15 protein-coding genes are annotated in these 20573 nt (G+C 40.2%); 3 read left to right on the forward strand and 12 right to left on the reverse strand.

From position 1 onward, the window contains the following. Positions 1-47: 47 nt before the first annotated feature. The 3 genes from ACLSSO_RS10140 to ACLSSO_RS10150 form a co-directional block, all read right to left on the reverse strand. Positions 48-371, reverse strand: a complete 324-nt coding sequence (locus ACLSSO_RS10140; protein ID WP_413942686.1) for a hypothetical protein — start codon at positions 369-371, stop codon at positions 48-50. 148 nt (positions 372-519) lie between these two features. Continuing rightward, a complete protein-coding gene (locus tag ACLSSO_RS10145) occupies positions 520-2691 on the reverse strand; it encodes a hypothetical protein (RefSeq protein WP_413942687.1) in 2172 nt (723 codons plus the stop codon). A gap of 279 nt (positions 2692-2970) precedes the next feature. Continuing rightward, positions 2971-3261 (reverse strand): hypothetical protein, encoded by a 291-nt coding sequence (locus ACLSSO_RS10150; RefSeq protein WP_413942688.1) that lies wholly within the window; start codon positions 3259-3261, stop codon positions 2971-2973. Between the two features lie 305 nt (positions 3262-3566). Between ACLSSO_RS10150 and ACLSSO_RS10155 the strand changes: the two genes are divergently transcribed. Then, positions 3567-4445: an ETEC_3214 domain-containing protein gene (locus ACLSSO_RS10155; protein ID WP_413942689.1), complete on the forward strand. Its 879-nt coding sequence runs from the start codon at positions 3567-3569 to the stop codon at positions 4443-4445. Between the two features lie 120 nt (positions 4446-4565). Here the strand turns inward: ACLSSO_RS10155 and ACLSSO_RS10160 are convergent, their stop codons facing one another. From ACLSSO_RS10160 to ACLSSO_RS10200, 9 genes are all read right to left on the reverse strand, one after another. Further along, entirely contained in the window at positions 4566-5072 is a 507-nt protein-coding gene (locus ACLSSO_RS10160) for a hypothetical protein (protein ID WP_413942690.1), read from the reverse strand. Next, positions 5032-5865, reverse strand: coding sequence for a hypothetical protein (locus ACLSSO_RS10165; protein WP_413942691.1), 834 nt, complete (start codon positions 5863-5865; stop codon positions 5032-5034). The genes ACLSSO_RS10160 and ACLSSO_RS10165 overlap by 41 nt, the downstream gene beginning before the upstream one ends. Before the next feature lie 119 nt (positions 5866-5984). Further along, on the reverse strand, positions 5985-6626 hold the full coding sequence (locus ACLSSO_RS10170) for a hypothetical protein (protein ID WP_413942692.1): 642 nt from the start codon (positions 6624-6626) through the stop codon (positions 5985-5987). Further along, on the reverse strand, positions 6590-15559 hold the full coding sequence (locus ACLSSO_RS10175) for an RHS repeat-associated core domain-containing protein (RefSeq protein ID WP_413942693.1): 8970 nt from the start codon (positions 15557-15559) through the stop codon (positions 6590-6592). The genes ACLSSO_RS10170 and ACLSSO_RS10175 overlap by 37 nt, the downstream gene beginning before the upstream one ends. Further along, entirely contained in the window at positions 15559-15888 is a 330-nt protein-coding gene (locus ACLSSO_RS10180) for a hypothetical protein (protein ID WP_413942694.1), read from the reverse strand. Before ACLSSO_RS10180 ends, ACLSSO_RS10175 begins: the two co-directional genes overlap by 1 nt. 211 nt (positions 15889-16099) lie before the next feature. Beyond that, positions 16100-16558 (reverse strand): hypothetical protein, encoded by a 459-nt coding sequence (locus tag ACLSSO_RS10185; RefSeq protein ID WP_413942695.1) that lies wholly within the window; start codon positions 16556-16558, stop codon positions 16100-16102. 123 nt (positions 16559-16681) lie between these two features. Beyond that, entirely contained in the window at positions 16682-16849 is a 168-nt protein-coding gene (locus ACLSSO_RS10190) for a hypothetical protein (protein ID WP_413942696.1), read from the reverse strand. A gap of 502 nt (positions 16850-17351) precedes the next feature. Further along, the gene (locus ACLSSO_RS10195) at positions 17352-17807 is read right to left on the reverse strand and encodes a hypothetical protein (RefSeq protein WP_413942697.1); all 456 of its coding nucleotides are present in this window, start codon (positions 17805-17807) and stop codon (positions 17352-17354) included. Then, entirely contained in the window at positions 17804-18385 is a 582-nt protein-coding gene (locus tag ACLSSO_RS10200) for a hypothetical protein (protein WP_413942698.1), read from the reverse strand. Before ACLSSO_RS10200 ends, ACLSSO_RS10195 begins: the two co-directional genes overlap by 4 nt. A 232-nt stretch (positions 18386-18617) precedes the next feature. Here ACLSSO_RS10200 and ACLSSO_RS10205 point away from each other — a divergent pair, with 232 nt between their 5' ends. Beyond that, positions 18618-19160, forward strand: a complete 543-nt coding sequence (locus ACLSSO_RS10205; protein ID WP_413942699.1) for a hypothetical protein — start codon at positions 18618-18620, stop codon at positions 19158-19160. A 763-nt stretch (positions 19161-19923) separates the two neighbouring features. Further along, positions 19924-20499 (forward strand): hypothetical protein, encoded by a 576-nt coding sequence (locus ACLSSO_RS10210; RefSeq protein WP_413942700.1) that lies wholly within the window; start codon positions 19924-19926, stop codon positions 20497-20499. Positions 20500-20573 lie beyond the last annotated feature (74 nt).

The following is a 20573-nucleotide window of genomic DNA, read 5'->3' on the forward strand; positions in this document are numbered from 1 at the left end:
AAACAATTTCTTTAGCTTTTGCGTCCGAACTCGGTCCGACCGTCCACTTAGTCCAAGCAGTGTGCTCTTACGCTTTTGTCCATTAAGCCGATCAGTGAATAGATTCCCAAAGGAAAGAAAATAGAGGCTACTGTCATAGATGACAAAACTATTGCAACTACCCAAGCGCTCTTCTTTCCTTCCACCAGACCACGATAAGCAAAGCGAGCTAAGAATAAAGGAAGCGCTAGAAAGACGGCCATAATTAAAAGAGCCACGTTTGCAGTGAATACCCCCAACACTCCTGCAAAAAATCCGACAAGAATATAAAGTATGAACAAGAATTTCATCGTACGAAGCGGCTTCTTAAGGTTTTGCTCTAATGTTTCCATTTTAAAATCTCCTGGTTAGATGGATTTAGTTTCGCCGGGAGATAAAGCAATCACGTAGCCAACCTTAAAAGCAATAGCTTTGAGTTGAGGCAAATTTGCCCCGATAAGTTCTTTAATTTCCGTTTGCAGTCTTAGAATTTGGACGATTTTATAGATTCGATAAACATCTAATACCTTGCTTTAGAGATAATCCTGGAACTGCTGCCATTAAGCTTTGCAGCTTATCCCTATCAGTCTTTGAGGTAGTTAATCGCCAGTATTCTTCAGGTGTTATAGTTAACTTAAGCTTTCTGGTTGATACAGCATCTTGATAGAGTATTTCAGAATAAGCTCCCCCAACGGACCTTAAAGATCGCATTGTTTCCATATCGTTTACCCTAAGGCCAAATCTCGAAGCAAATACTTCTTCTTTTTCGTCATCGATTGAAAACAAGAATCTTTGGGGTGAATTTGCAATGAGTCCAGTATCTCCATTTACAACGAAGTCTGAAGAAAGCTGTGCGACTAGAATCACTGCATTTCCAACCTTGCGCTCATTCGCTGTTGAGAATTTAAAGTAACTGAAACAAGAATTAATAAAAAACGGCATTTCATCACACATCAAAACAATTCGAACATCGTCTCCCCGAAGTTGCTCGATATTGTATTGAGCAAGAACTGCGAGTACTCCGGCTTGAGAAAACTCTTTATCCGAAGCCTGAAAAACGTGGGAAAAGTTATAATATCTTAACTTCGGAATTTCTCTATCGTCGCCAGGTAATTGCTGAAAGGCCTTTTCATAAAGGCCACCTTTAACCCATCTTCGCAGCAACTCTTTCCGCGGAAAGTTTGAAGTAGAAGCATAAAAATCATCTAAGCATGGATTCTGAGGGTTTGCCTCGATATATGCTCTTACGGAGTATTCGACGTCACTCCTCATCGTTTTAGAAATCTCAAGTTCACCATGCTCTTTAATAAGAGTGGCGAGTAGATTTGAAATGATTCCAAGCTTATCGTTATCCGATGCTAGTTGAAGCTTCATAACTTCAAATGGATTAATACCCGACCCTTTTTCGAGGGTCATTTTATATTCAGTTCCGCCATAAAGTTCACATTCCTTTGAATGCGAACCTCCGACATCGAGCTTAATCACTCGAACCTTTGGATCATTAAGAAGCGAAGTCGTTAATGCACCAGTAAGAACACTTTTCCCTTTTCCACTCGTGCCCACAATAAGTGTATTAAAAGCTGAATGCTCCGGATTAAAAATATCAAAATGGAAAAGACTTTTGTCCTCCCGATAAAGAGTCAACGAACGCTTACTAATACCCTTAAATTGCTTTACTTCTCCCTTCACGTACAAAGGAAGAAGAGCCGCCACAGCGGCCTCCATTTCAAGAATAGTTACATGCTGGGAATTTCCGGGCAGAGTGGCACAATAACTTGGTGCTAATCCAAAGGTTTCTACCATAACAGTTGAAAATAATGACAAACTTGCTGCAGCTCTTTCAATATCAGCGACGAGTAAATCTTGGCTTTTTCTTTTTATAACCAACAACACCTCAATTTCGAAAACCTGCGATCCGGTTTCAAAATTGGTTTTAATGACTTTTTCAGTCTCAGATGATTGCGCTTTGGCTTTAGGGTCATTCTCGTTTTTAACTTCGCCGAATCGTTTCTGCAAAACAATTTGTGCAGTTGCTGGCTCCATTCGCTGCAAAGATATGTTCAATTCAAATGAATTTGGAATTTTACCAATAAGCTCAATCCAGCTAAAGGGTGAAAATTCTTTAAAAGGTAGTTTCGTAAGACGAACAACACCAATGCTGGATATTCCCGTTTCAATTGTTTTTGGACCCTGAACCCAGTCGGCATACTCTCTATCAAAAAGGTTTTCAACTTCCCTTTCAGAAAGATCGCGTAGCTGAAATCCATATTGCTCAAACATCCTTTTTGTTTGCAACAGCAATTCGCACTCTTCATTTGAGTGCTCATACATTTTAAGGAATTTAGCTTTCAGTATCTGAAGAATGTTAATTCCAGATTGATAATCTAAAAGAAGAAGAACTTTTCTTTTGGTGAATCCTAGCTGGGAAAAGGCGTCCGCTCTTGGAACATCTAAATCCTTAGAACTACAATCAACTCCCGAAAATCGGATTCTTGCGAGAATTCTTGTGTCAATTTGGCGAAGAGCCTGACTGAGGCGATGATGATATGACTCCATATCTTCAGTCTCAATGTCACAAGGGCTAATCTCAAACCCTATCCCTACAACATTATCAGCCGTCACCCAAAAGTTATAACCCTTGTATTCTTCTACATGAGAGAGTTCCGGAATCATAAGCCGCTCCTACCGAATTACTCTATGGGTGAGTTTTGATCGAAGATAATCGCGTATTGTCTTTGGACGAGATTTTAATCGAACGCTAAGAAGTCCAACAAAGAACAGTCCTGTAACAACAAAAGCCAGAAGCTCCACTCCAAAAGGTTCCAAAAATGTGTATGTGAAAAGCAGCACATACCCAATGACACAAAAATCAAGTGGAGATAGCCCCAACCAGCCAGGCCGTTCATTTAAAAGTCTGGCTGTAGGAATCTTTTGACCTTCCATCTGCTATTCCTAAAGAGACACGCCAAAGATTCTTGCTGCCGCGGATAAAGCTCCTGGTGTAAGTAGAATACAAAGGGCTCCAGCAAATCCACTTCCAAGTATATACTTACCAATTGTAGGGAAACCTGCTGCATATGCGATTCCGCCAATCGTGATTCCGAGTCCAAGGCAGGCCAGACCTACTCTAGTTAGATAAGCTTGAGCTGCATGTGCTGAATCAATAGCATCTTTGGCGTGAGCGACATCAAGGAACATTAAACACGCGATTCCAACAACTAGATAAAGAGTAAAATGCTTCATAGGTTCTCCGTTGGCAAAACCTACTTGCTAGATTCACACCCTATTCGCTTTCTCTAAAATAGAAAGGGCGTCCGAGTATTAAAATGCCGGACGCCTTTGTGAATATTACATGTGACAGATCATGTCTTTAGGCTATTTTCAAAGTACAGCCTTTCCGAAATTATAACCGAATCAGACATATTTATTATTGAATCAATTATAATTCACATCGGAACTTTCAATATGCGCATCATTTTGAGTTGTACATTAGTACCTTATAAACAAGATCGATTGACACCTTATTCCCCTAAATATATCAACGTTCCGTGAAAAGAAAAAAAACAAAAAATAAAAAACTAAAAGTAAATTCAATCAATACACAAAACACTACACCCGTTGTGTGGTGGAAGACCGTGAAAGCTAAAATTCTCGCTGTAATACTAATAGTTGCAACTACAATATTTCAGGAAGAGATAACAAAACACTGGAACGCATGGCGCGACCCAAAACCATTCGCTGATACACCTAAGTTAGTTACATTAATCTCGCCTGCGACGGCGGCCACATCCAATTCGCAAAAGAAGGGCCAATCTCAAAAACTAGTTGAGTCGCTTTCCGTCGGACTTGTCATAGACAGCATAACGGACGCAAATGCAATGCCCTATTCTGAACAAAAGGTTGAAAACAGACCTGATGAAACCCAACGAAGTTACTGCACAAAGGATATGTTTCTAATTGTGACTTATGATCGAACTAGAACAATTCTGGATTATTTCGTTGTTTCAAAATCGCCGTCCTTCAATCCGGTGGTAACCACTTTTAATGGCCCCCTACGAAAAATGCGTTTTTCTGAACACAAAGATGAATTTGCGAACTCAGCTCTCCTGACATTTCGAGATCAATACCTAGCGTACATTGAAGAAGCTGAGGTTCCAGCAAAGCAAAATCTTTTTCGTCAATTAATACTTGCTTATTATTTTATTGGATATACTAGCAAAAGCACTAAGTTCACAGACTGGGGACAAAGCGGAAGTGATCAAGAGCAAATATTAAATCCGCCATATGATAGTTTAATAAGAAAAATAAAAACAACCGTTCTACCAAATGCATTTGGTATTTCAAGTGGAAGGCGTTTTCTACAACCTGACCAGAGCCCAATGCCTACATGGGTACGCTGGGGAGAAGATCGTTTCAATTGCCTTTAAAAAGTGAGGGCGATCAGAATGATGTAGACACGCGACGGAAAGATTCCTTTGAAATGAGGCGTACATGAAAGTACGTCGCAGTGAAGAACGAATTTTTCCAACAAAGTAGATGGATCATTATCATCGGCTGGGCGAAAGGGTTGGGGGGATTAACTCCATAACTTTATCCTGATGTATCATCCGATTCTCCGCATCTTCCACCCATCTGTCGATTTCATAGATTCGCCATTCGCCTGGATTGATCATGCCTTTATACTTGTCTGGAACTTTCGCTCCAAAAGTTGCCGGAGTGACACCTGTTAGTTTTGGTTCAGTGAACGAGTCCATTTGTTTTCGTAAAAGTGCTGCTTCATCTCTTAAGCGTTGGTTTTCTTTGTCTGGATCATTGAAATACAAAGTTAACGCCGAGGCTGTTGCAGCAGCAATGCCTCCGTACATAACTGAATATGTTCCTTTATACTCTTCGCGACTCTGACCAACGGCCACGCCTGCAGCTCCAGCAATAAGCATATTCTGAAAAACTTTTTCTTTAACAGTGTGAGCGCAGCCGGAAAGGATTAAGGCTGAGAATATGCTCACAAGTTTTCTAGAGACAGTCATCGCCAGATCCTTTTTCCAATGAAACACATGCGGTACCGGTCTCCCCTGGGGCACCAGCAGGCATAAAGCTCTGCTTGTATGGACCGCCTTGAGATCTTAAGAGCTGAACATCGGCGTGGAGGGCTGTGCCATCTTCTACCTGTAGGATAAGCTTACCGCCACTTCCACCTTTAACGCCCCAGTTGCATCCACGAGCACCTGAAAGAATTAAGGTTAATTTTCCGTATGCTTTTTTGGCGATGATGCTAATGTTGCCACCTGCAAATGCTTCCGGTGTACGAGGAAGACAATCCATATATCCTGTCGGATAGTTTTGAATAGTTCCCCCATCAGCATAGATTTCATTTGCTCGGATATCGATATCGTTACGATAAGATGAAACCAAAGCTCCGCGAGTGATAAAAAGTCTATTTGCTCTTAATACAACTTTTCCGGAATAGTTAAGCTGTCCCGACAATACGATATCTTTGGGAACTGCCACTTTAATAATGACGGGCTGAGAAGGTTCACTAGATGAGAATTTGTATTCGTATTCTCTCCCACCCTCAACAACTTCTGAGAACCCAGAGTCGACTGAGGTTGCTACAAAATCTTTGCTCACAGGGGATTGCATTTTGAAGGTCGTGATATCAGATGCCCACGAAAACTTAATTGAGTATCTATTCGGCTCTTCCGTCGGCGTAACGGTATAGGCAATAGATTCAGCACTTAAGGCTTTAATTTGAGTTTTATTTTCCCCCTGCCCCTTCTTAGATAACTCTTGGTCACAGGCAGAAACACAAACTGTAAAAACAAAAAAGAAAAAGGCTCGTTTAAACATGTATCCCCTCTCGGAAATTTATTTTCTGAGAGGAATTGCTAAATCCTATCCAAGCACAAACCACCTTTTATTCATACCGGGCACTTGGATTTCGGACAGACGGACATTTATTTAGGTTATTAATTTTTAGACGATTGAGGATAATCAACTTTATTATCAACTATAGCATCTACAATTAAATCATTCAATTTGATCACGGCATGATTAATCTCAGGATGTCCTCTCATCTTTTCAAAAAAAGTATATTCTTTGTTTTCCTCACTAAAGGCCGCCTTTAGAGATGATGGAATAATAATCGGGAAATAAATAAACCACGTGTCACTTTTCCACTCTGTACTTTGCGTAGAAATAATTTGAGGTGTCTTTCCAGTGGTGTCATACCATACAACTTCTATAGTCCGCCTAGAGAACTCAGGAATCAAATACATCGAAAAAGCACAACCACCACATGTGCCTTTGGTGTTCTTAGATGTAGCAACTTCGATTTCTACACTCTTGATACCTTTCCGCTTTAAAATTTCTGCTGCATAGCTCGACCGATTAATCAGCTCTGCGGCTAGGCGGGAATCTACTTCTTTTTCGCTCATCCAATTTCTGACTGTAAACACCGTTGTTGCATTTGCATTTACAGATGTATGCTCATAGTGGCTGGATGGAACATCAATAGTCCATATACTGCAACCACTTAAAGTTGTAATGAAGATCGAAAATAATAATGTTAGTACTACCGTTCTTCCCAGTCGTATTTTTCTCGACTCCATTCTTCCCACGCCCTTCTCGGAAAATTTGGCAATTGCTCAGTAAAAAAGTGTTCTATCGCAATTTTATAGTCTCTCCACGGATCGTGACTAATACCGTTAGAAGTCCCCCCCGTAATTAGATTTCCAATTGATTCGTTCCAAGTCAAATCCTTGTTTTCTTCCTTATTTATTGCAAATATGCCGCCACCCAATTTAAGTGACCACTCGACTCCTTCATGTCGAGCCCAACCATTATGCTCAGCTACCCTTCCAAGTCCTTTTACGGTCGCTTGAGACAAACCAGACTGAATTCCTGCCCATGCTGCCTGCCAGTTGGTATCTACTGTCGTTCCTATCTGCTGCCCTCCGGAGCCAATACCAAATATGCAGTAAGTGAAAAAAGCATTCACAAAATTATTTCCCCATTGTTCGAAGAAATTTCCACCCTCAAAAGCATTTTGATATGCAGTAGCAATAAACGCAGAAGCCAAAATATAGAAGAAGTCATCCCAACCAAATATTCTACCGCTAGGATCATTAAACATTACTGGATTATTGCCAGCATATGAATATTTATTTACCACCGTAATTGGGGAATCAATACTACCAGGATGAGGATCTTCCTGAAGGAAACGTCCCGTACTCATATCATAGTATCTAGCTCGATAATAATACAACCCCGCCTCTTTATCCAGTTCACGACCCGTAAACAAATGCGAGGTCTTTAATGGAGGATTTGAAGAGATATCTGTTCCAAATTGATTTATAATAATCATTCCATCACCAAAAGATTTATATCGATAGCTCTGTAGTAGTGCCCCCCCGTTGTCAACCACCCCCATTAATGTACCAATGTGATCCCTTAGCATATAATATGTTTTAGATGATGAAGCGAGCCCCGCTGAAACCCCGGCGGGTGTTATCTGCACCGCAAGCATATCGTCGAGATTAGTGGGATTATTAGTGTAACGCGCTAATAATTCAAAGTTAGCATTTTCTTCAGCGAAAATATGGTCACCGTTATATATATATCTGCGATCATAATTCGTGGTGCGATCCAATAAATTAGCTCGATTGGAGACAACTTTACGGAATCTTCTTCCGAGCACGTCATAGGTATATTTAATTTCACGGATAGCAAATGTATCCAAAGGAGTTCTGAAAACTTCAACTTTCGTAAGTTGATTAACGCTGTTGTAGGTAAACTTGAAGCTTTCCTTCGCTGAGTCTCTCGGAATTTTTGTTAATACGTTACCGTTATTATCGTATTGATAGTCATATACTCCGTCAAACTGTAAGCGTCGTTTTGCCGAATCGTAAGCATACACATTTCCAGATGTTTCTGAATTTCGATTTCCAATATTATCATAGCTAAAAGTTTCGGATGGAACGCCGGGCACGCTCGAATTGACGTTTACAAGATTTCCGTTTGAGTCATATAAGTACGTGTACTTTCCGCCGACCACTCTATTTGAAATGATATAATTTCTATCATCGTACTCATACTCGGACAATTCCCTTACGACCCCGGTTCCCACATGCATTATACTTTTTAAAAAACCGCTCGCGTTGTAATCGAAGTCTGAATGTCCGCCAGGACGGTCAATACGGCTCCATCTTCCAATCTCATCATATGAAATTGAAAACACATCTCCCCAATTATTTGAAATTTGTGTTAATCGGCCGCCGCTGTCATATGAGTAAGTATTCTTACCATACCCTGAACTAACTTCTTTCAAAGTCCCATCAGGGTTGTAATCATAGCTAAAAGAATATGACCGCGAGTTCGTTACATACTTTGCATCAGTATTACGGGCTACCAGTCTCTGTTGAGAATCATATAAATTTGATATAATACTAAAATTGTCATCTGCATATGTAACATTTCCGTTTGAATCATACTGATATGTGATCAAGTTGTCAGGTAGTTCGATTTTTCGCAACTGACCTATGGAATCATATGTGTACTTCTTCAAGTTACCGTTGGCATCCAACTCCTGAATCCTTCTTCCCTCTCCGTCATACGCAAACGAATTAATAAATCCCAAGGAGTTAGTTTTTGAAAGAAGTCTTCCTAGAGAGTCATAACTAAAAGTACTTTTGTTACCATTTGCATCTATTATTTCAACCAACTCTCCCGTCGCCAAGTATTTATAACTAGTCACTTGTCCTCCGGCAGAGATGGTCTTTATCAGTCTATTATCTTCGTCGTACTCATATACCGTTACTTTAGGCGCCCCATTTACATAAGAGGTATTAGATAAAACGTTACCCGCGAGATCATAAGAGAAAGTGGTAATTTTCCCTGAGCCATCAGTGGTTTTTGAAATATTTCCTTTAGAGTCATATTCAAAAATCATTGAATTTGACGTAAGCCCTTGCGTTCGTGTCTGTTTAGACACTAAACCAAGACTATTGTAGACATACTGATTTTTGATGCCTGCAGGAGAAATACTCTCGATGAGATATCCCGTATTTACATCAAAAATATTCTGCGTAATGCGACCACTTCCATCAATTTCCTGTACAACGTTCCCATACACATCAAATTTTTTCTGAATAACAGTGTTCGTGTTCACGTCTTTGATCGATATCAAATCACCCGTGGCTGAATCATAAGACATTTGCTTTTTAGAACCATCAGCTTGGATTAATTCGACTACTCTTCCATCTGGATTTCTGACAACTTTAGTAACTCGACCTAGCCCATCTTTAAATTTATAGCCAAGACCAAAGTGATCTAGCATAACTTCTGTTACTATATTGTTCCCGTCAGTAACTCTTGTTGAAACACCGTTCTCATCTCCCTCATCTGCGAAAGAAATACTTTTTGAGTGACCAGTCACTCCATTCGCATAGGCATTGGCAATCGTTTGAGATTCAATGTCGTTTAGTGAACTTTCAGTTCCGTCTGGTCTAGATATTTTTTGCAATCTATTCCATTGATTGTAAGTAAACTGAGTTTTGAATCCTCTGCCATCAGTATCAGAGATCATCTGACCTTTGGTATCGTATTCAAATACTCTATTCGCACCTGTAGGTAAACTTACAGTGGTTAAAAGGTCTCCGTCATAGGAAAGAATAGTTGAACGGCCTGCGACATCAACAACCGATCTCAATTTTCCGGAAATGTAGTTCATTTGCAGCTTGGACTGATTTGGAAAATTGATTTCGGTTAAATTTCCATCTTCATCATAATCGTATGAAACGACTCGATTTCCCCTATCAATTTCTCTTCTTTGATAGCCATTGGAATCAAATTCCTCTTTCGTACCATTTCTGTAAATACGCTCCCAAGAACCATCTTGCCTTTTAATTAATTGAGATAAATCTCCATTCGAGGGAACAAAGGCGAGGACGCCTGATGTTGGTTTTGTAAATGAAATCCGTCTAATAGTATTATGGCCAGAGTCGACCACCACAAGATTACCAATTTCATCAATTCCAACATTTGTAGGTGAACAGATTGAAGCAAACAACGCGGGACCATTATCGCCATCTGACTGTGAACACTGGCCATTTCCCGCTACCTTATTTGCTATTCCAGTAATTATGTTAATTTGAAGTACACGATGATTTCCAGTGTCGGCAACGTACAAAAATTTGCTTGAAGAATCATATGCTAACCCTTGAGGATTTTTCAACATGATCGCATTTGCTGGAGCCTGGTCAGAGACGACTTGGCCGCCAGCAAAAGTAGATATTTTTCCTGTAGCATCGACCTTTCTAATTAAGCCATTTTCAGAGGAAACATATAGATTCCCTATTTCATCGTAAGCAAGTCCTTTTGGATGAAATATACTTGCTTGTGTCGCTAATCCACCGTCACCAGCATCAATATTTTTTTGATCTCCGACTAGAATGGATACTTTTTGAGTAGAGGGATCAAATGAAAGGACACGATTATTTCCCGTATCCGCAATTATTACTTTTCCAGATGGAGAGGCAATAACGGTACCTGGATTATTTAAACCATCTAGCGACGGATATGGATTTCCAACTTTTCCTACCCCTGGGTCCAAGTTCATAAATGGTGCTGCATAGAAATTACAGTCATACTGGGCCGTTTGCGGTTCAGGATTTCCGCAGGAAAATCCAAAACGAGACTGACAATAATCTTGAACTGTCTCTGGGGGGCGATTGAAATAGCCATATTCCACCTGACCATTCCATAAAACATTTTCTAACGTAACGTTAGAAACAGGTTGGTATGTTCCCAAAAGGAGAGTATTTCCAGTATTTCGGTAGAACAGATGTTCGTTGCTTTGCGAAAGAAACACTTCTCCATTAGAGGCTCTGATTATTCCACCAATATTGAACTTCGTATTAAATGAATATCTAGTCGGGCTAAATTTTCCTGAATAGACGGTGCTGCACCCGCCAGAGCCACAAACAAGTGTCTGCTTACAGCTGTACCACCCTTGTGAAGTTAACTTACCAGAACTCGTTGGCAAAACTGAAAGGTCTCGAACAACGGAGTTTACGGACGATAGGTTCACTTCTGATAAATATGATTTTTTACTACTGCTGTCATGTCGACCAAACAATGCCTTTGGCCATGACGATAAGTCTACAGCATTCTTTAGATCTGCATTTGTCCCATTTGCATCGAAAAGAGTTGTAATAACATTGTTAACTGCGTATGTCGAAACACTGCCATCATTTTCTTCAACCATCAAACGAGAGTTCGATGGATTGAAGATACGACTTGCCCCAGTTAAATGCCACCCTCGACCAATGCTAGATTTCGTTTTATTTTGAACGAGAATGTCAGCTTGAATGTCATCCGGCAACATAGATACTAACTGCTGATCAACGTTGGTAATGGTAGTTGTCTCGCTTTCGTGCTTAACGAGGGATTCGTCTACCCATTCCCAACGCTCGCGCGTTGGCGTATTCGTAGTAATTGTTAAATTCTTTAACTTAACCTGAAATCTCGCTAATGATGGATGAATTCCAGATGTCAAGTATTCACCAGTCTCTGGGTCCTTAAGCTCGACAGCAAAGCTGATAACTGATGAAGTAGGCAAACCGGTTTGTTTTAAAATTTCAGTAGCGACAGCGTTCGTAATTTCTTTTCCAGAAATTTGCTTTATTTCATCGTCAAGCTCATTATTTGTGAAAGTAACTTGATCAGAGGCTACCTTACTTACAAAAAACTGAGAGCTGATTGTATCAGGTGCCCATAGATTTGAACTTTGCCAATCTAAATGATAACTATTTTGAACTAGCCAATATATCCAAGTTTTATAACACTCCTCCCAGACGCCCGGAATAACGTCATAACAAATCGTAGTTCTAAATCCACCCTTCCTTGATTCAAAACCACTGCCTGACCCGCTTTGCGGATCAAATGGCTTTGGTACTGCAAAGATGTTTGAGACAAATGCCGTCGGATTTGCCCAAGTACTTTTGTATTTAATAGTGGGCTTAATCTCGCGACCATAAACTTTGAAGCTTGGTAAGGTGACCGCTCTTTCTAATCCACCAGTAGAAGCATCAATTCCATACAAATCAGGCTTCTGCATTGATGCGATTAATGGAGCCAAAGGAACCGCATAAATGGAACTAAAATGAGTAATGCCTGAATCCGGATTCGAAACAACAGAGGTCCCATCAGAGGAAACCTTGCCGACTCCGTCCACCTCCCAAACGCCTTTAGTAGAGTTCATGGAAACAAAGACCATGTGCGTTCCAGGGGGCAATTCGTTATCATTTGGTAAAGTGACTGCCACTTTCTTTGTGAACGTTGTACCTGATGGTTCCAAAGAAATGACATTCGTTGGTTTAAACCCCGAAGGCACCGGCATTGTTGCTCTTCCAGCTGGAATTGTAATCATGTTAATGGTGCCGGTACTTACTCCACCTGGAAACTTTGCTGAGCCGGCAGGTATTTTCAAACTCACACCAGGAGCATGACTGCTAGATATCACAGTTTCAGATGAAGCTACCACTGTTGTCTCTGTGCCATCTAGAATTAATGGTGTTAAATAGATAGGAACTTTCAGACTATTATTCTGTCCAAGACCAATATTGAGTGCCAACATGGTTGTTGAAAAAATACGTTTAGGTCCATTAGAGCTTTGTAGTACGGTTGAACCATCAACTCTGACAGTCTGATCACCCGTAGGTGGGCTAAGAAAAACAAATCTACCAGCGTCATCGGTATACGAAATTTTGCTATTGTTACTAACAAAGGAAACCTTCGCATTTACAAGCGGATTTCCGTAAATATCTTTCACTACTCCAGCTAATGATGTCGTATTAGCAAAGCTTACGGTGAGTTCTTCTTTTTGACCATTTTGTAAGTCCGTTACCTTAAGCTTAGCGGTTTCAAAAGACTTCAGTTTTAAGTGGAATGATCCATCAGGATTTGATTCTCCTTCTTGCCCGTTGAAAAACGAACTTGCAACCTCCACCTTCGCACCAGGTCTTGTCGATGAGGCAGCACCTACTACCCACATATGTACACTATCTGGGTCCGCGACAACGGTAACCAGCTCTGCAATTAGCAATTTAATTGATATAGAAGATGAAGTAACAATTCGAGATTCATTTCCTGCATAGTCTTTTGCAATCCAAGTAAAGCTTTGGTTGCCCTGATTTGAGAGAACGTAGTAACCGCTAAATATCGTGCCATCCGAACTCAAACTAAGTTTGACACCATTGACAGTGATAGATTTTAAACTTTCGTCTGACGTACCAGACATCTCTATCTTTGCTCGATCAATGAGCGATCCATCTTGAGGGGTAATTACTGTCAACTTAGGAGCAATTGTGTCTCTTTTGATTTCTAATACTCCCGATGTCGAAGAATTTCCGGCAGCATCAGTCGAAGTTACCTTTAAACGATTTGTTCCTTCGACATTTAATTCAAAAGGAAATACGAATGATCTATTTGAAGTCTCGAAGATGACTGTATCATTTACAATCACTTTTGACCAAACCGTTGAGGAATCGCCAACAGTAATTGTCACAGGTACTGAAGGCTTGTTAGTGATTGTCTCACCAGTGTATGAGAGACTAATCGATGGAGCAGTGTTGTCGAAAATAACTTCGATTGGCCTAGAAATCACGGTTTCATTTCCCGCTAGATCTCTTCCTCGCACGACGACACTTTTAACACCAGCTTCTGATATTAAAGCCTCTCCCGTAAATGACTCTGCACCACTCAAAATATTAACTGTTATGTTATTAATTATTGCGCCTGAAAGAGGTTCATTTGAAATAACCGAAACGCTAACTGAAAGAGGTAGTTTATTAGTATAGAACTTTCTACCATTGTCCGGATAGTTAAATGTTAAAATCGGTGGAGTCGTGTCGTAACTGACTTTAGAAATTGCGCTCGCAGAGTTGCCGGCTTTATCTAATGCAGTAACTTTAATTTCATTCAAACCAGGTTTTAATTGCACGGAAGTTTGAAACGCGGAAAGTGACGAATACGCGACTTCTATACCATTTAGAAATACTTTTGAATCTACTGGAGATGCGTCTGTTAAATAAACGTTGAGATTAAAATTCGCCGTTGGAGCTTCATAGCCCTCTTCGTGACCAAATGCAATTTTTGGCGCCGTTCTATCTACCACGACTCTTGAACTATAAGGACTCGTTACATTACCGCTGATATCCGCCACCGTTGCATTTAGGACATACTCACCCTCAACGAATGAGCCAAGACTCCCCGCCCATTTGTAATCTGAACCATCATTTGAAGCCGTCGCCGTTAAAGCTGAAGCAATATCAATAACCGCATCTTGCCCAGCAATAGTATGCGCTTTAATTTTCGCTGATAGTGTACTTGGATTTAGTCTTCCAAAAGCGTCACTCGCCATGAGAGAAACTGGCGGAAATTCTTTTACAAAGTGATCTTCCTGGGTCGGTAAGCTTTCAGCAAGCCAAACTGGTACAACACCGTCAGGAAGAACACGCAACTTATACGCCAAAGAACCAATCTTATTTTTCTTTTTTCCTTTTTCATATCTATGGAATGAAAGTTCAAAAATGTTGTTGTCAGTAGCCTTTACATTTTGAAGAGAAATATTTAAGGCGACGGACTCCTTATTGGTATCCATCGTTCCGGACTGAATTACCTTTCCGTCTAGTGTTAGCTCTGCTAGATAATTATTTTTATCTTTGTTTTTGTAGTAGTCGTCATCCGAATCTACTACACCGATTCTTGCTATCTTTGCAGAAATAGCAACTGGCATCTTATCAAAAACGACGCCCAGGCTTGATGAGATGGAGAATCTAAAATTATTAATAGAGGTATCAATGCGACTAGAGCTTGCTGTTTTATTATCGACCTGAAGAGCAGTCACGTTGGCAGCAATGAGATTGTCATCAGAATTTAGACGATCCTCGATTTTATCTCTTAATTGTTGAAGTTTTAGGATTTCTTTTTCAACAACAGCAATAACTGTTTTAAGTGCCTTATTTTTCTCGTAATGTTTTTTTAGGTCTAACAGTGCACTCAAGCGGCGTTCAAGCTTCCCTTGAATAGAAGAAAGTTGCTTAAGCTTTTGTTTGTCGTGGTGGTTATTGAAGATTTTAATGGATAACTGATTTAATTCATCAATGGAAACGGCATTAGACTCATAAGTAAACTTGATCTCTTCTTTGCCATTGCTTTGAAGAGCTAACGCAGAAGAAACGTCTACTGCTGAACTCGGGAATGTTCCAACAATGTCGATCCCTTGTTTTTGGAAATTTTCAAGAAGACCCTTTTTATTATCGCCAAAAAGATCATCCCAAAGTTCTTCAAACCAATTCTTTTTGCCGACGACTTTGATAGAGCCTTTGAATTTTACTTTATCGCCTGTCTTAAATGAAGAACCTTGCGGCTCTATGGATACGACAACGCTTTGTTCGTCAGCTTTTCCAAGGTAGCTTGTCGACGCTACTGCAATATTTGAGGCAAGGGCTGAAATGATCGCAAGTTTAATGAACGTTTTCATTATTTCACCCAACCTTTCAATTCATTTTCCTCACTGAGAAGACCTTCTGATTCCAGAAGCGACATATCCTCTGAAACTAAAGCGTAATTTTGGTCTTCATTTAAGGCTTTTACGACGCTTTCAACTTTAGCGACCGCAGCTTCAGGTTTTGTGAATTCATCTGAAGTTGGCGCAGTCACCACTGGAGAACTAGGGGAAATTGGAGAAACAATTGGAGACTCAGCAATTGGCATAGATACAATTTCTTTTAACGAGCTGATTTGACTATCGCTACCAATACAGGCTGTGAGCGACAAAGAGACTAGAATACAAAGACGTGCGAACTTCATGCTTCCTCCAACGTACAACTTAAAATAAGCGTATTAAGATTCGGGAGGTTTAATAACTTTCTTCAATCAAGATTCTGTAAAACTTAATAGTGTTTATTTGTGATACAAAACAGAGTCTAGTTTGTTCGCAATTGAGGCGTATTTTAAAAATAATTTTTAATCAAATGAGAGAAAATACGGATTTATAGCCTGAAGCGTTCGCTCAGACATTTTAGAATGGACACTCTTCACGAAGAAACTCGTCGTTCTTGATCTTATATTGCACATTCATTGTAACCGTCCGGCTACCGTTGTCTTTATCCTTCCCAAAAATCTCGTCTTGGTAGCGAACTATCGTATCGACAAATAATGGTGATGCTTGGTCTGAACAATTAAATACCTTTGAAAAGCTATGGACGGCTCCAAAGTTTCTGTTAATTTCACGGCCCTTTTTAAGGTCGGCTAGGATTGCTTTATGCTCCTGCTGGTAGTACTGCCCATACTCAATCTTTAAAGGTTCTATGATTGCACAATCTCCTTGTTGTGTGGTGGCTCCCGCCAAAAAGTAAAAGGGAGAATATGCGTACGCTTGATTCATACCAGTTTGGCATGCATAGGGTCTATGAGCTACACTTGCGCAACCTACGATACCAAGGGTGACTAAAATGATTTTTAAATGGCTACCCATCATACATCATACTTCTACCAATTGAGAATAGATCATATACATCCTGCCATCACGGCACCTTTGCACAAATATTGATTTGAAAATGTCTCCCTCATATTTATCGAACCCAGTGTATCAAACTGCAATCTAGTCCTTATTGATAATGTTTTTAGATGAAACATTTCCGTTCAAAAGATGAACCTCACAAGCTGAAAAGAACGCCGTATTTGATTGAAAGATAAACAACAAACGTCCCGTGACCGAATCTAGTTGGTTCACATCGAACTTTTGTGGATCTTTAAAAACTTTTACCAAAGCGTCTTCCTTAGAAAAAATATGAATAGAGCTTGGCCTGTTCTCGGCTATTAGATCCACCATACTTCTAAATGAATCATTTATGTTTATATCGCGACAAAGTCGCTCAGCATTATTTCGGGACTTCTGAATACTAAGAAAAATCATTACAATAAGAGCGACGCCCACAAGTAAAATGCTACCAATAATCATACCGATAATTTTAATTATCCTCGTAACTCGCATGATTTAATCCTCAAGTATTTTGTAGCCACAATTATCACAGCGCTCAGGAAAGAAACCGTGATGCTGCAAAAGCACCGCATTGGCTCCTTTTCTCTTCATTAATTTCCATTCGCACGTTGGACACGTCTGTTGAAAGCAATAGATTCTAATAATCCACGAAAATAAGATAAGCCCTACCGCCCATATTGTACCAACATAAACGATCACAGATGCAAATCCCAGGATGAGTATCCAAAACGTAAGATCCGAAATGATCTTTACTTTCCACAGATTCATTTCAAACACCACATTTACCAGACAATGAAGGATCCCTCTTTATTAAGGCAATAATCGTTCGAGTGACTTGATGTGCATAGTTATCATAATCCTTACCAAAGATAGCTTCCTTATTTTTGATGAGCATTTTCGTAAATTCTAGATTTGCAGACTTATCGCACTTCAATGCCCTGGCAAAATCATTCAGCTCTGAAGCCCCGGCATCCTTTATGCCTTTATCCGTGGACACGGCCCAAATGATGTCTTCCTTATGTAAAGAATAGTACTGACCCGCTTCAATTCTTAATCCTGGAAAAGCGGCGCAGTCACCGTACTGAAAAATGTTTCCAGCTATGGAATTAGCGTAACCATAACCAAGTTTTTTATTGTTCTCTCTGCACGCATATTCGCGGTCCGCAAACGACGCACAACCTAGACATGAGCAAAAGAAAAGAAGCATCAATGATAACTTTATCATCGTCCTCCCATGACTACAGAGGGTTTTGGTTCCAAATCTTTCTTAATAATTTCGGCAATTTTAATATTAAATAGCGCATTCGCCATATCGGAACCATATGTTTCAAATGAGATCTTATCGTCCGAATACATTTTCCCAATTAAGAAAATAGAAAAGACGCGTTTATTTGAAACCCAAACATCGCCAACTACTTTGCGATCTTTCTCGACAATAATGTTGTTAGTATCATCGCCAAAAAATGGAATGATTCCGAGTGATGCCATCGACACCACTCCCCAGAATGTTTTGAGCACAACATATTTATTCCGAATGCCCACCACGACGTCATAACTAGCTACTGGATCCGAGCAGTCCGTTCGTATATTAAACGCCCTCAGGTATTGCTCTAACTGATTGGCATGATAGTCGAGATACCGTTCATTCTTTGTTATCTCATGCGAAAAATCGTATTCATTTCTCCAGAATGTCAGCTTTACACAAGTAGGAGAACTAAGCTTTGCGGCTTTCCCAGCATCAAATTCTTTTTGATCATAAAAGGTCGCGCAACCCATCAATAGGCATGAAGTCAAAGACAACAAAAGACATTTAAATCCAACCGACGTACAACGCATAGTAAATATTGTAATGTTTATCATGGCTTAGGCGCAAGAGGTTCTAAATTCGATACTCCAAGATCTCAGAACAAGATCTAAAATCCTGGATTTTGCCCTTAAATTCACCGCCATCTCAAATATAGAGTACATACGCCGAGGCAAGCCCCTTGCTCTTATGCCTCCCCGTAAGAACAACAAACTAACGATAGGATTTAAAATGAACACACTAATCGGATCTCTTTTACTAGCTATGTTTCTCACTCCCAAAGCCGAAGCTGCTGACAGTGTCGAGCTAATTTCTCGCTACAATGGCGGCAACTATGTAACTGCGACATACAGCTTTAAGTATATGACGAGAGATAACGTCGAACTCACTCGTAACAACTGGGAAATTCTCTTCGAAGCTCGTGAAGACTTTGCTGACCACTTCCGTGTTAATACTGTTGTAGACGATTTCAGCTTCATTTTTGATCTTGGAGAAAAGAGCTGTAAAGAAATAAACTCCAAGTACCCGGATGAAAAAGCGACGAGACCGCTTGTGTGGTTGGCCTACACAGACGTAGATCCTTACGATCTTCCCCCAACTCGTGAAGCTCTCGTAAAAGAAAATCACTGTTATTTATCTTACAACAACGATAGCGAGGGAACTGTAGTGACGCTCTTTCACGTGAAGTCGCACGTAAAAAGTAAGTCTGTGGTGTTAGACGAAATCGATGTCCTCCTAGGCTCTGCATCAAGTCCGACCGCAAGTTTGAAGTAAAACTATTTGAATTCGAAAAGGTTGATCAAAGGGATTCAAATGCAAGGCGGACAAATTCTTTTTCCCGCAGGCGTACTAAAAAGTACGCCGAGGACAGAAAGGATTTGACTAACACCGCAGGTGGATCACTTTCAACAACCAAGGAGGAGGAAGTATGGAACATGCAAAATTCGATCTGGTCCCTCGCGGCTCCCTGCTAAATATACTTTTCTTAGTCAGCGTAAGTCGTCATTTACAAACTCCCACAGTCGACACGATGATAATGCCAGCTATCATATTCCATTTCGCAATGGGAGCAAGATACTCTAAAACCTTCAAAAAAGAAGACGTTCAGGTTTATGAAATGTCTAATAAGAAATTCTATTTTTTGCTTTCGTTCGCGGCACTTATCTTCATAGGACACAACGCTGTGCTTATTCTTAGAAATTTGCACATCCTTTAAAGGGTTTTTTATGAAAACTAAGTACGTTCTGGTTCCAGATTGGACTCTTATTGCATTTGTCGCTCTATACGTTTTCTCAGAATATTTAGCAGATGGTTCTCTGAGATATTCACATATACAACTGTTTCTTATCGTACTTCTCCTGGGTCAACGGGAATCGATGAATTCTCAAGCAGGTAACATTAAAAATGTGAAGTGGCCAATGCTTGTTTACAACATCTGTCTAATTATATTTGGATTGGCATTCACAACATCAATAGCCTTGGCACTTGCACATATTTTTAACCTCCCATGGGCTATTAATTAAAAAAGGAATACTTTATGAAAAAATTCATTCTAACCACTCTACTTTTGACTCTTTCGGCTTGTGCTCCAGGCGGTGGAGGATCTTCAAATACACATACAAAGTCTGTTATTATTAACGGTAAAACTCCGCGCGAGTATTACAATCAATTTCTTTATAAGACTTCTGGTGAGTGCTCTAAAGGAACACTCTATCACCACTTCGTTCACAGTAAGGATATTGTTCTTGGAAAAACTGAAAGTGGAAATCCTATCCTTGGAGAACTTTATGTTTTTCTTATTGATGAGAATAACTTCTCCGCAGACCTTCTAGAAAAAGAAGTTCTTAGCTACGAGGAAAATGGCTATTCATATCGAGAGCATGCATTTAAGTCTCTAAAAGGTCGCTATGAAATTAACGACAACGGAGACATCCTCTTGGAAGGACTCGGATCTGGACGAGCATTAAAATATAACAAAAGCCCTGCCATTGATTTTGCTTTCTCTTCGTACTCAATTGAGGAACTCCACGGAAAAACATCAATCCTTGGTTTAAGCTCATCTAGCAATCCCTTCATGGGACGAGGACACTGGACTGACAAGGCTTGCGAATAGCTCTGGATGCAATAACGCAAAAGGAATTTCACAGAGGACGGCAAAGATCGTCCTCTGTGCATTGCATGAAGAGC

It is taken from the genome of Bdellovibrio sp. HCB-162, assembly GCF_047344985.1.
GTDB lineage: Bacteria > Bdellovibrionota > Bdellovibrionia > Bdellovibrionales > Bdellovibrionaceae > Bdellovibrio.

What these genes read in the sequence shown, in the direction of transcription:
- ACLSSO_RS10140 (WP_413942686.1), bottom strand. Translation starts at nt 371, where the DNA reads ATGGAAACATTAGAGCAAAACCTTAAGAAGCCGCTTCGTACGATGAAA.
- ACLSSO_RS10145 (WP_413942687.1), bottom strand. Translation starts at nt 2,691, where the DNA reads ATGATTCCGGAACTCTCTCATGTAGAAGAATACAAGGGTTATAACTTT.
- ACLSSO_RS10150 (WP_413942688.1), bottom strand. Translation starts at nt 3,261, where the DNA reads ATGAAGCATTTTACTCTTTATCTAGTTGTTGGAATCGCGTGTTTAATG.
- ACLSSO_RS10165 (WP_413942691.1), bottom strand. Translation starts at nt 5,865, where the DNA reads ATGTTTAAACGAGCCTTTTTCTTTTTTGTTTTTACAGTTTGTGTTTCT.
- ACLSSO_RS10170 (WP_413942692.1), bottom strand. Translation starts at nt 6,626, where the DNA reads ATGGAGTCGAGAAAAATACGACTGGGAAGAACGGTAGTACTAACATTA.
- ACLSSO_RS10175 (WP_413942693.1), bottom strand. Translation starts at nt 15,559, where the DNA reads ATGAAAACGTTCATTAAACTTGCGATCATTTCAGCCCTTGCCTCAAAT.
- ACLSSO_RS10180 (WP_413942694.1), bottom strand. Translation starts at nt 15,888, where the DNA reads ATGAAGTTCGCACGTCTTTGTATTCTAGTCTCTTTGTCGCTCACAGCC.
- ACLSSO_RS10185 (WP_413942695.1), bottom strand. Translation starts at nt 16,558, where the DNA reads ATGATGGGTAGCCATTTAAAAATCATTTTAGTCACCCTTGGTATCGTA.
- ACLSSO_RS10195 (WP_413942697.1), bottom strand. Translation starts at nt 17,807, where the DNA reads ATGATAAAGTTATCATTGATGCTTCTTTTCTTTTGCTCATGTCTAGGT.
- ACLSSO_RS10205 (WP_413942699.1), top strand. Translation starts at nt 18,618, where the DNA reads ATGAACACACTAATCGGATCTCTTTTACTAGCTATGTTTCTCACTCCC.
- ACLSSO_RS10210 (WP_413942700.1), top strand. Translation starts at nt 19,924, where the DNA reads ATGAAAAAATTCATTCTAACCACTCTACTTTTGACTCTTTCGGCTTGT.